At 28.9% G+C, this 13286-nt stretch carries 12 protein-coding genes and 1 pseudogene; 11 read left to right on the top strand and 2 right to left on the bottom strand.

Annotated elements, in window-relative coordinates:
* From KSU54_RS17435 to KSU54_RS17415, 4 genes are all read left to right on the top strand, one after another.
* Window positions 1-1002: SIS domain-containing protein (locus KSU54_RS17435; protein ID WP_217215643.1), on the top strand; the 1002-nt coding region annotated here is incomplete at its 5' end.
* 87 nt (window positions 1003-1089) lie between these two features.
* A complete protein-coding gene (locus KSU54_RS17430) occupies window positions 1090-1917 on the top strand; it encodes a sugar phosphate isomerase/epimerase family protein (protein ID WP_029481442.1) in 828 nt (275 codons plus the stop codon).
* On the top strand, window positions 1911-3560 hold the full coding sequence (gene deoC, locus KSU54_RS19050) for a deoxyribose-phosphate aldolase (protein ID WP_008792870.1): 1650 nt from the start codon (window positions 1911-1913) through the stop codon (window positions 3558-3560). Before KSU54_RS17430 ends, deoC begins: the two co-directional genes overlap by 7 nt.
* A 2-nt stretch (window positions 3561-3562) precedes the next feature.
* Window positions 3563-3961: an HAD family hydrolase gene (locus KSU54_RS17415; protein ID WP_008792869.1), complete on the top strand. Its 399-nt coding sequence runs from the start codon at window positions 3563-3565 to the stop codon at window positions 3959-3961.
* A gap of 137 nt (window positions 3962-4098) precedes the next feature.
* On the opposite strand, the gene KSU54_RS17410 is transcribed toward KSU54_RS17415, so the two are convergent.
* Window positions 4099-4245, bottom strand: a complete 147-nt coding sequence (locus KSU54_RS17410) for a hypothetical protein (RefSeq protein ID WP_008792868.1) — start codon at window positions 4243-4245, stop codon at window positions 4099-4101.
* Between the two features lie 48 nt (window positions 4246-4293).
* A pseudogene (locus KSU54_RS17405) lies at window positions 4294-4953 on the bottom strand (IS3 family transposase); the annotation flags it as partial.
* 569 nt (window positions 4954-5522) lie between these two features.
* On the opposite strand from KSU54_RS17405, the gene KSU54_RS17400 reads away from it, so the two are divergent.
* The 7 genes from KSU54_RS17400 to KSU54_RS17370 all read left to right on the top strand — a co-directional run bounded on the left by KSU54_RS17400 (window position 5523) and on the right by KSU54_RS17370 (window position 12212).
* Window positions 5523-8252, top strand: a complete 2730-nt coding sequence (locus KSU54_RS17400) for a sigma 54-interacting transcriptional regulator (RefSeq protein ID WP_008792866.1) — start codon at window positions 5523-5525, stop codon at window positions 8250-8252.
* 23 nt (window positions 8253-8275) lie between these two features.
* Entirely contained in the window at window positions 8276-8686 is a 411-nt protein-coding gene (locus tag KSU54_RS17395; protein ID WP_008792865.1) for a PTS sugar transporter subunit IIA, read from the top strand.
* 18 nt (window positions 8687-8704) lie between these two features.
* Window positions 8705-9169 carry a PTS sugar transporter subunit IIB gene (locus KSU54_RS17390; RefSeq protein WP_008792864.1) on the top strand — a complete coding sequence of 155 codons (465 nt, stop codon included), beginning with the start codon at window positions 8705-8707 and terminating at the stop codon, window positions 9167-9169.
* Between the two features lie 16 nt (window positions 9170-9185).
* Complete coding sequence (locus KSU54_RS17385; RefSeq protein WP_008792863.1) at window positions 9186-9962, top strand: PTS mannose/fructose/sorbose/N-acetylgalactosamine transporter subunit IIC; 777 nt, start codon at window positions 9186-9188, stop codon at window positions 9960-9962.
* The gene (locus KSU54_RS17380; protein WP_008792862.1) at window positions 9949-10761 is read left to right on the top strand and encodes a PTS system mannose/fructose/sorbose family transporter subunit IID; all 813 of its coding nucleotides are present in this window, start codon (window positions 9949-9951) and stop codon (window positions 10759-10761) included. The genes KSU54_RS17385 and KSU54_RS17380 overlap by 14 nt, the downstream gene beginning before the upstream one ends.
* A gap of 28 nt (window positions 10762-10789) precedes the next feature.
* A complete protein-coding gene (locus tag KSU54_RS17375) occupies window positions 10790-11854 on the top strand; it encodes an SIS domain-containing protein (RefSeq protein ID WP_008792861.1) in 1065 nt (354 codons plus the stop codon).
* A 181-nt stretch (window positions 11855-12035) separates the two neighbouring features.
* On the top strand, window positions 12036-12212 hold the full coding sequence (locus KSU54_RS17370) for a hypothetical protein (RefSeq protein WP_008792860.1): 177 nt from the start codon (window positions 12036-12038) through the stop codon (window positions 12210-12212).
* Window positions 12213-13286 lie beyond the last annotated feature (1074 nt).

The raw sequence follows: 13286 nt of genomic DNA, 5'->3' as shown, positions 1-13286 counted from the left end.
AGAAAAATGTTAAATTTCGATGAAAGCAGAGTAAGAACAGAACATCAAAATGGAGTAAATTTAATCCCTGAAGTAGAAAAAATTGTTGATAAAGTTTGTGAAGATGGGTATTCAAATATCTTCTTATTTGGAATTGGTGGAACATTATTGTATGCAGGACAAATTATGCATACTGCTAAACAACTTGGTTGTGATTTACCAATTTATCTAGAAAATGCAACTGATTTCTTATATGAAGGGAATGCTAAATTTAATGAAAAATCAATTGTAGTTATTGCATCATTATCAGGTAATACTATTGAAATTGAAGCAGCTATTGATAAAGCACATGAAGTAGGAGCCAAAGTTATGGGATATGTTGAAGTTTTAAATTCTCCTTTGGCTAAAAAAGTTGATTATTTAGTAAATACATTCGGTGGTGAATATTATTGGTGGTATTCAGTTGTATTACGCTTTATGAAAAATGCGGGACAATTTGATAAATATGATCAATTGATGAATGAGATTAAAAACATGCCAGAAAATGTTGTACAAATTTATAAAGATGCTGATGCTAAAATGGAAGCATACGCAAAACAATATTGTGATGAACCAATTACTTATTTAGTTGCATCAGGAAACCTAGAAGATTGGGCAGTGTGCTATGGTATGTGTATTATGGAAGAAATGCAATGGATGCGAACAAGACCAATTTCAGCAGCAAACTTCTTCCATGGAACATTAGAAGTTATTGAAAGAGATATTCCAGTTATTTTGATTAAAGGTGAAGATAAAACTCGTCCAGAAATGGATCGTGTAGAAAACTTTGTTCATAGAGTCAGTGCAAAAGTTACTGTTTTTGATACAAAAGATTATGAATTAAAAGGAATAAGTGATGAGTTTAGAGGAATTTTATCTCCTATCATGATGAGATCAGCATTTATGAGATTAAATGTACACTTAGAACATTGTAGACGTCATCCAATTGATATTAGACGTTATTATAAAGCTTTGAATTATTAATACATTGATAATATGGATAATGGCATTATGTATACCTATACCATATTGCCATTATCATTTATTACAAATGAAAAGGGAGAGATATATATGGATGTATGTGCAATGAATTGTCATTATCGTTTTTATACATTAGAAGATTTTTTTAAAAAGTCTTTCGAAAATGGATTTCAATATGTTGAACTTTGGACAGGACCGATGCATTTTTATTTGGATTATAATGGGTATGATCCAGTTGAAAATTTAAGACAATTGGAACGTAAATATAAATTAAAAGTAATTGGTGTTTGTCCAGAACAAACAAATCCAAAACCGAATAATATGGCTGCTAAATCTACAAAAGAACAAGAAAGAGTATTTGCCTATTTTAAAAATGCGATTGATATTGCTTATGAGATAAATGCGAATCAAGTTGTTGTTACTAGTGGATGGGCGTATTTATTAGAAAATAAGGATGATGCAAAACAAAGAAGTGCAAAAATGTTGAATCGTTTGGCTCAATATGGAGCATCTAAAAATATTCCTTTAGCGATAGAGGCTTTACAGCCAATGGAATCAATTTTGGTGAATACAATTTCAGACTTAAAGGATTTTCTCGATTTAGTTAATCATGATAATTTAAAAATCTGTTTAGATTTAGGAGCAATGGCAAAAGCTAAAGAAAATATAAATGATTATTTTGAAGCTTTTGGAAGTAGAATTATTCATTGTCATTTTGTTGATGGGAATCCAACTGGTCATATGGCATGGGGAGATGGCACACGATGCATGTCACAAGATTTAAATACATTAAAAAAATATAACTATACAGGATTGCTTTCTTTTGAAATTGTTAATCGTGTGTATTATAGAAAACCTTTTGAAGCAGATAAAAAATCAAAATTTTTATTTGATAAGTGGAGGAAAGAAATATGTTAAATATTGCTAAAAAATTAGACTATATAAGAGATCCTCAAGATGATTTTAAAACTTATTTGGATAAAGCAAACAAATATGGATTTCGCTGTATTTTTGCTAGAACAAAGCAAGAATATGAATATGCTGTGAATGCTTTGAATGATGATATTATTATTGCCGGTGCAATAGATTTTCCAGAAGGTGTATTAACATTAGAAGAAAAAGTTAATAAATTTAAAGAATATGCATTAATAGGGTATAAAGAAATAGATTATGTATTAAATCAAAATGCAGTTGAAAATGGAAATCTAAAAAAAATAGAAGAAGAAATGTTTTCTATTCATGAAATATGCCAGAAATATGGAATAGCTGAAAAAGTTATTGTAGAAATGTGTAAACTTGAAGGTAGAGACAATATAAAAAGAGAAATTTGTAATATTGCCAATCGTGTAAAACCTACTTTTTTGAAAACATCGACAGGAAGAAGCTTTCGAGGCGCAGATTTAAATGATGTTAAACTAATGAAAAATATTCTAGATGATAATATATGCATAAAAGCTTCTGGAGGAATACGAACATATCAACAAGCAGAAAAATTTTTCAAATCAGGAGCAGACGTTATAGGTGCATCATCAGCAATACAAATAGTTGAAGAATCAAAGAGAAAAATGTTAAATTTCGATGAAAGCAGAGTAAGAACAGAACATCAAAATGGAGTAAATTTAATCCCTGAAGTAGAAAAAATTGTTGATAAAGTTTGTGAAGATGGGTATTCAAATATCTTCTTATTTGGAATTGGTGGAACATTATTGTATGCAGGACAAATTATGCATACTGCTAAACAACTTGGTTGTGATTTACCAATTTATCTAGAAAATGCAACTGATTTCTTATATGAAGGGAATGCTAAATTTAATGAAAAATCAATTGTAGTTATTGCATCATTATCAGGTAATACTATTGAAATTGAAGCAGCTATTGATAAAGCACATGAAGTAGGAGCCAAAGTTATGGGATATGTTGAAGTTTTAAATTCTCCTTTGGCTAAAAAAGTTGATTATTTAGTAAATACATTCGGTGGTGAATATTATTGGTGGTATTCAGTTGTATTACGCTTTATGAAAAATGCGGGACAATTTGATAAATATGATCAATTGATGAATGAGATTAAAAACATGCCAGAAAATGTTGTACAAATTTATAAAGATGCTGATGCTAAAATGGAAGCATACGCAAAACAATATTGTGATGAACCAATTACTTATTTAGTTGCATCAGGAAACCTAGAAGATTGGGCAGTGTGCTATGGTATGTGTATTATGGAAGAAATGCAATGGATGCGAACAAGACCAATTTCAGCAGCAAACTTCTTCCATGGAACATTAGAAGTTATTGAAAGAGATATTCCAGTTATTTTGATTAAAGGTGAAGATAAAACTCGTCCAGAAATGGATCGTGTAGAAAACTTTGTTCATAGAGTCAGTGCAAAAGTTACTGTTTTTGATACAAAAGATTATGAATTAAAAGGAATAAGTGATGAGTTTAGAGGAATTTTATCTCCTATCATGATGAGATCAGCATTTATGAGATTAAATGTACACTTAGAACATTGTAGACGTCATCCAATTGATATTAGACGTTATTATAAAGCATTAGATTATTAATCATGAATCATAAAACAACTGTTATCTTTGATATGGACGGTGTTATCTTTGATAGTGAAACAATGTATATGAATGAACTTATGGCATTTTATAAAAAATATGACATTGATTTATTACTTGATGAATATAAACAAGTGATATGTGTTGATAATCGTAAGTTTAGAGATATTGTGTATGGCTGGTGGAATGAAAAAACTTCAAGAGAAGAATTTAATGATTTATTAACTAAGTATTATGCCTCTTTAAAAAGAGATTACCAAGCCATACTCAATCCATATATTTTCTCCCTACTCGACTATTTAAAGTTACATAACTACAAAATAGCACTTGCATCATCATCAAGTCAACAACTTATACATTATGCATTAACTACGTCAAAGTCATGCTCAATTTATCGTTGATCAGCTTATAGATATTATAGATTATTTAGAAACAAAGAAATGAGAGTGTCAAATTCTTATTTCTTTTAATTATTAAGTTCAACTCAATTACATATAGCGTAAAACAAAACTTTTGCATATACACTCGTTTGTACAACTTAAACATTAGTTGATACATTTCTTTCAAGTTCTAATTGAGTTTTTAATGTTTTGTACGCAACTTTAATATCCCATCGTTTTGAATACAAATCTTCTATCTTTCTTTTTTCAAATTCCTCCTTAGGCAGATTTGTAAAGTAAGTCATTTCTTGAACCTGTCGCATTTTGGATTGTCAACACTTTTTAGGACAATTTCAAAGAGAATTTATCCTATATTCAACTGGTGATACATATCCTAATGATCCATGAATGCGAATGTTATTATACCAGTTTACATAATCAAATAATTCTAATTCCAGCTCTTCAAAACTATTAAATATTCTATTAAATGCAAATTCTGTTTTTATGATTTTATAGGTGGCTTCAGCTGCTGCATTATCATAGGGACATCCTTTAGCACTTAACGATCTACTAACATTAAATGTTTCTAGTACTTTATCAATTATCCTATTCTTATATTCATTTCCTCTGTCTGTGTGAAATAGTTGAATATTATTCAGGTTTCTTTGTACTCTGCTGAAGGCCTTATATACTAATTTTGCATCTTTATGTTTACCTGCTGCATACCCAATAATTTCTCGATTATATAAATCCAGTAGTAAACATATATAATTCCAATAACCACCTACATTTACATAGGTAAGATCACTTACTACTACATCTAATGTTTTTTCTCTATCAAATTCACGATGTACTATATTTTCTACTTTATCATTATTGCATGTACTCTTATGTATTTTATATTGTTTTACTGTATAGTTAGAAACCAGGCCATTTTCTTGCATAATACGACGAATTTTTCGAACGCTAACTTGATATCCTGACTTTGATAATTCTACTTTAATCTTTCTGGATCGAAGTAAATCAAGTGAGTAGTAATTGTATGGTACTAGCTACTCACTATGCTTTTTTATAAAGTTATATTATAAAAAAAGATCAATTAAATAAGAGGTATCCATATTTCATGAAAAAACAAATCAAATATAATTTCATATAGGTGGCATATAAGATTGCAATGGAAGAATATATTGAATATTATAATACAAAGAGAACACAATCGGTATATATTCCTAATTCACTTTCTTAATTTAATTGGAAAAATATTTTGAAATATTTATTTACAACATTTCCAATTGTAGCTTTACCAATAAGTATAATACATTCTCTTACATCTGTCGGAAATGTCAATTCAACCGCATTATAATATCCTTTATTAAAATATAGATTACCACAAATTTATTACAATGTTTATTTTTATTTACACTATGAAATAGTGTAAATAAAAATAAACACATGCCATTATAGGACAATTAAGTGTTAAAAAAGCAGTTTTAAGCATAAATAGTGTCAAAATAGGTTGTAACTACAGTTCATAATAAAAATATATAATATACTTTAGCCATAAGAAAGAGGAGGTGAAATTATGGCGCAATATAGTTCTAAACATCAGGTTGTTAAATATTTAGATGAAATAACGAAACAATTTGACAATAAAAATTTGGATATTTTCACTACAAAGTATATAAGTCAGACATTACATCTGTCTAGATCTTTAGTTTCTATGTACTTAAATGATATGGTAAAAAATGGCACAGCTATAAAAATTACTTCAAGGCCTGTGTATTATTTAAGTAAAATAATTTTGGAAAAGAAGTATCATGTAGCATTAAGACAAAGTGAATATATGAGTATGTTAGAATTGCGCCAAATACTTAAATGTAAAGATTCTATTAGGATGGATTTTGAAAATGTAGTAGGCAAGGATGGAAGTTTGCACTATGTAATACAACAAATTAAATCTGCAATCGCATACCCAGGAGGATTACCCATATTGTTAGTTGGGGAAAATGGAACAGGGAAAAAATATCTAGGGGAAATTATTTATCACTATTGTATAAATCAAGAAATAATACCATCAAATGCGCAATTTAAATACCTTAAAGTTACAAAGCAACAAAAAGAAATAGATTATGATTTGTTTTTGTTTGGAACAGAAATCAACGGACAAACAGTAGAAGGAATTATGGATACTTTAGATCATGGAATTTTATACATTCAAAATGTATCATATTTACCAGAAAATACGCAAGAAAAATTAGCAGATTTTTTATTATCAAAATCCTTCTTACGAAAAAAAGGAAAGAAACGAGTATATAAGGATATTCGTATTATTCTGAGTAGTATCCCAAGTCAAAAAGAACAGATGTGTGAAATTTTGGAATCAAGAATTCCTGTAGTATGCAATATTCCATCATTTTCTGAAAGAAATGAAGATGAAAAAAAGGAACTTATTTTACATTTTTTCTATGAGGAAGAGGAGTGTTTAGGTAAAAATATTTCGATATCTAATAAGCTATTATATTCATTAATTAGAGAAACGTATAACAACAATTTAACAGAACTAAAAAAATGCGTTAAGTCTATTTGTGCAAATGCTTATGTTGATTCTGATAATGAGAACTTGGATATATATGTATTTCATTTACCTGATTATATGTTATCAACAGTTAAGATATCCAGTGAGGAAGAAAAATGTATGCCGTTAAAGGATATTAAAATTGATAGTTCGATAATTCAAATTATATCATTGTGGAATAATATTATTCATTCATTCGAACAATTAAATACAAATTGCAAAAGTGAGAAAGAATTTTTAGAAGAAAGTAAGAAGATTATTAAACACTACTATGATGTTATTGTTTTTCAGGAAACATACGATGACTGTAGAGTTAGACAATTGGAAAAATTCGTTACAAATTATTTAACTACAGTAAGAAGTTCCACGATCATTAATTTTCCTATTAATTTTGCTTATGTTCTAGCTAGATTAATTATTTTTCAACAAAATCATAATTCTGGATTAAACGTTTGGGAAAAAGAGCATATCACAGAGATAACTAGATTATATGAATATTTATTGCAAATAGGAAATGAATCGGAACAGCTTTGTAAGATGCTTAATAAACAAATTACTAATAATTATCGTATTTCTCTTTCTATGATTCAACAATCATTTATTTTATTAAATATGAAGTTATATAACTTGAACACAAAAATGTTAGATACTATCGGAGTTGTTTTGTGTCATGGGTATTCAACGGCAAGTTCTATTGCAGATGCAGTAAATACTTTACTAAACATGCAAGTATTTGAAGCAATTGATATGCCCATCTATAGTTCGGTAGATGATACGATAGAAAAACTAAATATGTTTGTTCAACATAATAGGCATTTCAAAAATATTATCTTAATGGTTGATATGGGTTCTTTAGAAGAAATAGGAAAAGAAATCGAGGGTTTTGCAAATGTTGGCATTATTAATAATATTTCCACGCTATTGGCCTTAGAAATTGGAAATAAGATTAAACAAAAAAAGAAAGTACAAACAATATTGGAAGAAGTAAGTAAACAAGCCAAAGTATATTATCATATGATTTCTATTGCAAAAAAAGATAAAGCAATTTTGTTTACTAGTGATGCTGGAATATCTATTGCAGAGAAACTATGCCGATTATTTAAAGATAGTTTACCAAAAACAATAGCGGTTGAAATGATTGCTTATGACTACGAATTATTATTACAAAATGGTAAAAAGGATACTATTTTTGTTCAATATAATGTTGAACTATTAGTAAAACCAATGAACTTACAATTAGATGGTGTTAGAAATGTGACGTTAGAAGAAATTATTAACTTTGAGAATATTAATATGGTAAATGAGATTTTAGCAGAATATTTAAGTACTAAAGAAATTGAACAATTTGATCAGTTATTACTTAAAAATTTCTCATTGCAATCTATTATGGAAAATCTAACAATATTAAATGCTCAAAAGTTACTAGATTATGTTTATGAGGCAACTAACGCTTTGCAGCATCGATTAAAACGCAAATTTCTAAGCAAGACAATTGTGGGAATCAATATGCACATTTGTTTTTTAATTGAACGTTTGGTAACGAAAAAAACAGTAGAAGAATATTATGATATTCCTGGATTTATAAATTCTAATAGTGAATTTATTGAGGTGGTAAATGAATGTTTTGCGTCTATTTTAGAACATTATAAAGTTACTTTACCAATTAATGAGATTGCCTATTTGTACGAATACATTAAGAATGATATCAGTGTAAAGGTAGGATCGGATGAATTTTAATAGTAGGGATAAAGGAGGAATTTATGAGAAGAATAATTTTAGCTTCACATGGAATGTTAGCAGAAGGTATGAAAGATAGTGTTACTTTTATAGTAGGACATAGTAATAACATTTATACTATATCAGCATATACAAAAGAAGATTTTTCATTTGAAGCAGAAGTTAAACAAATATTTGAAAGTTTTAATGATGGAGATGAAGTAATTGTCATCACTGATATATATGGTGGTAGTGTTAATAATAGTTTTATTAGACTATTAAATACGTATGTATTTCATTTGATTGCAGGAATGAATATGTCATTAATTTTACAAATTATCAATGAAAATAGAAGTATTGAAGAACAAATACATGCGTTATTAGAAGAAAATAAACAAATGATATGTTATTGCAATGATATTGTAAAAAAATCATATCAAAATGATGAATTTTAAAGAGAGGAGGAAGATTATATGATTTTAATGTTGCGTGTAGACCATCGCTTGTTGCATGGGCAGATTGCTTATAGTTGGACTAACTATTTAAACGCTAACTGTATATTGATTGCTAATGATGGAATTATGAAGGATGAACTTAAGAAGACAGCTATTTATATGGCAAAACCACCTTCAACAAAGCTGGTCATGAAAGATATAGAAAATTCTATAAAGGCTATTAACAGTGGTGTTACGAATCAATACCGACTATTAATAATTGTTGAAACTGTAGAAGATGCATATAGATTATTAGAAGGATGTGAAAATATCCGAAAGATTAATTTAGGGAATTCCAAGGTAAAAGATGGAGGAAAACAATTAGCTAAAACCTTTTATGTATTGCCTGAAGAAGAAAAACAATTACAACAGATGTTAGGTAGGGGAGTAGAAATATTTATACAGCGTGTGCCAGAAGTTAAGGCTATACCATATTTAAAATGAGAGAGAGGAGAATAAAATGATTGGAACAGCAATAATTCTTGGACTAGTAACAGCGGCTCTTATAGTTATTGAGTATGCTGGAGGTAGAAATTTTATTACACAACCAATAATGGCCGGAACTGTAGTTGGTTTGTTAATGGGAGATTTACGAACTGGAATTGTGATAGGAGCAACATTGGAATTAGCATTTTTAGGGGCTACTTCTATTGGGGCAGTTATTCCACCTGATGCTATGATAGGTACTATTTTGGGAACTGCATTTGTTATTAATGCTGGAGCAAGTGCAGAGAGTGCGATGGTTTTAGCATTACCGGTTGCTTCATTAGCTTTAATTTTTAAAAATTTTCATTATGGGTACATTGTTTCTTTATTTCAAAGACGTGCCGATAAACTTGCAGAGCAAGGTGATTACAGAGGCATAGAGATATTGCATTGGACTTGCGGATTAACGATGGCAGCAATTTTAGGAGTTTTAGTAACTGTCTCATTTGCAGCTGGCAGTGATGTTATGAGTGATATATTGAATGCTATTCCTGAGTTTGTACAAACAGGATTAAATGTAACTATTGGTTTATTGCCAGCAATTGGATTTAGTATGTTAGCTAGAACTATGTTATCTAAATCAAATATTTATATTTTCATTTGTGGATTTGCAGTTGTTGCGTATTCACAACTACCAATTTTAGGGGTAGCTATTTTTGGAACAGTATTAGCTATTATTCTTATTAAACAGGAAATTAATAAAACAGAAACAGCTGCGATAACAGAAGGAGGAATAAATGATGACTTCTAAATTAACGAAAAAGGAATTAAATAAAACAATGTTGAGATCTTGTGGCTGCTCTTTTTCATGGGGATATGAAAGACAAGGAAATATTGCCTTTGCATATGCAATGATTCCTGTATTACGTAAGCTGTTTCCACAAAAAGAAGAAGCATCTAAAGCATTAAAAAGACATCTTGAGTATTATAATGTAACTAATCAATGTATGACGTTTAACTTAGGAATTGCTTCTGCGATGGAGGAAGAAATCGCTAAAAATAAAGAATTTGATACCAAAGTAGTGAATGAAACAAAAGTAGCATTAATGGGACCGATATCTGGAGTTGGTGATGCCTTCTTTTGGGGGACTTTCAAGATTATTGCAACGGCTGTAGGGACCACCTTTGCCCTACAAGGAAATATATTAGGACCGATTCTCTTCTTCTTAATTTATAATATTCCAGCTTTTGCAATTCGTATTGGATTAATGAATGTAGGATATTCTTTAGGAACTAAATTTTTAACAGAAATGCAATCAAATGGATTGATGAGCGTTTTATTAAAGGGAGCTACTGTACTTGGACTATTTGTAGTAGGAGGAATGTGTGCGAGTTTAGTAAATCTCAATATTGTGTATACGTTCAGCGATGGTGCTAATAGCCAAACAGTATCTGATTTATTAAATCAAATTATGCCATGCTTAGCTTCACTGTTAGTATTCGCAACTACTTATTGGGGAATTGTTATTAAAAAGATAAAACCTATTACTATGATTGTATTAATGACAATTATTGGTATTGGTGGTGCATATTTAGGAATTTTAGGTTAAAAAGAAGGTTGTAAGGAGAAAAGTAACTATGTTAACAATGGAACAATGTATTCGTGAAACACCCATAAGAATGATGGAAATAGTAGAAAATCACCAGAACTTATTTAAAGAAGTTGTAAAAAATAGATATCAAAAAATTATAATTACTGGTTCTGGTTCTAGTTATCATGCTGGAGTGGCAGCGAAAGAATGTATGTTAAAGTATATGCAAATACCAGTAGAAGTCTTATATCCCTTTGAAATAGAATCTTATATTTTTCAAAATTCTCAAACTACATTAGTAATAGGAATATCGCAAAGTGGAACAAGTTTAAGTACATATCGTGCTATGAAAAGGGCAAAGAAACACGGATGCCATATAGCATCTATGTCGGGTAGAGATGATAATGCAGTAGTATTAAATGAAGTTGCAGATTATATACTGACAGTTAAATGTGGAGAAGAAGGGGATTTACAACCCAAAACAAAAGGTATGTTATGTACGATTGCTAACTTAATGTTACTAGGAGTGTATTGGGCAAAAACATATGGAATTATTGATCAAACAGCATATAAAAAATTCTTACAAAGCTATAAGAATGTAAGTAATAATCTCATAAGCATCGTTGATGATGCAGAGCAGTGGATTCAAAAAAATGGAAAGACATTGGTAAAGGCAAAAGATATTCGTGTAGTTGGAACCAAAGATGTATTTGGCATTACATTAGAAGGAAGTTTAAAATTAGTAGAAACTTTAAGAGTACCAGTATCTGGTTATGAATTTGAAGAGTTTACACATGGAATTTATAATGCTATCAATGATTCTTCCTATTTATTTTTATTAGATACTAATGTAGAACCAAGGGTGGAGACATTAAAAACAGTATTATCGCAATGGACAAATAATATTGTTATTATTGGAACAAAATTAACTGATAAAAAAGATTTTTATGTAAATAGTTTGAAAAAGAAAGACTTTGTATCTTTTGAATATATAATATTGTTATTTATGATATGTGAAAAAGTATCGGCGTTAAAAGGTATTGATATACAAACAACTAAAGATGCTAGCTTTCATGCCAAATTAGGTAGCAAAATTTTAAGAGATGAATAACTATTAATATTTCCTCCCTGAAATATTAAAGTATAATTTATATCATTAATAAAGTAAAAATAACTAAAAAAACTTGTTTCATTATAATTAATGAAATAAGTTTTTTTGCTATATAAAAAGAAAGATATTTTAATTGAAAGAAAAAGGCTTAATACTAGAGAGGAAAGTGAGGACAATTTTCATGAGAACAGTCTGTATTCAACAGGTATCTTATAACCCTGTATGGGTGCGGGAAAAGAAAAAAATACAATCTTTTGGAATAATCATTAAAAAAGCTGATTATATTTTAGCAATTTTAAAAGGTATGAAAATGCTATATCAATGGAAAGTGATCTATCTGAAGTATTTAATTTATTAAAAGTGGATTTTAAAAATGAAGAAAATATATGATAGTTCAGATATGAATAAAGGAACATAAGTAGATTTTACTAAGTTGTTTCATTTTATTGAAAATGGATTAATAAAAAAGAAATCAAGAGAATTGAGAAAATTTATATTTATCATCTAACAAGATATTATGGCAAATACGAAAAGTGCTTACCACTGGGAAAGTTATTAGTAACCCAAAATTAATTTAAATATTTTTAGAAGGTAATGATTGTTTATTTCTAAAAAATAATGATAACTCGGATATATAGACGCTTGGGACATCTTGGCAAAGACTTTTGTATAAATGTTTTTTTTATTTGGGCGGACAAAGAGTATAGGATTAAAGAATATTTAAATGATTTGAGGTATTCACTAGAATTGATAAATGATATAAGTCTTGAAATCGAGAAGGTAGATGATAGTATTAATCTAGAAAGCAAATACAGAGAAGTGTTCAAAAATTATGGAGCAGCGGTTTTATGTGTCCTCATAGAAGAAGTTAATTTTTATAGTGACAATAATATAGATACTAATACTAAAATTATCTATTTTTAAAAATTTTATTAGCTAGATTGACTTTCCATTACTATTCAGATACTTTATCAGGAACTGATAGTGACATTGTGGTTTATATGGATAATGAATTTGAGGGGACCGTAGAGAGATTTATTAATATTGATAAATAGAAAAGTGCATAAATCATATAGTACATGGAATGGGTTAGATGTATATCCTATAAATGATAATGTGATTCTTTTGGTATATTGTATATTTAATAGTGAAAGAAGACAAAGAAGACTATAGATGCAGGATATACTCCGTATAGTAGTTGTCTTAATTAAATATGAAAACCTTAATTTGTCAGTTAAAAGTAAATAATTAATGTTTAAGTGTGTAGTTCGTTGAATTACGCACTTTTAAATTTTATAATCGTTTTGGAATCAGTTTAATTACTAATGATGTGTTAATAATTAAATTAAAGGCAGATGAGGTGAGAATGATGAGTGCAGAAAACAGGATATATATGGCTATAGATTTAAAGTCTTTTTATGCTTCTGTAGAA

The sequence above is a fragment of the Erysipelatoclostridium sp. MSK.23.31 genome (genome assembly GCF_019125875.1).
GTDB lineage: Bacteria > Bacillota_I > Bacilli_A > Erysipelotrichales > Coprobacillaceae > Thomasclavelia > Thomasclavelia ramosa.
The sequence above is the reverse complement of the archived record's forward strand: the minus strand, read 5'-3'. Positions and strand labels throughout refer to the sequence as shown.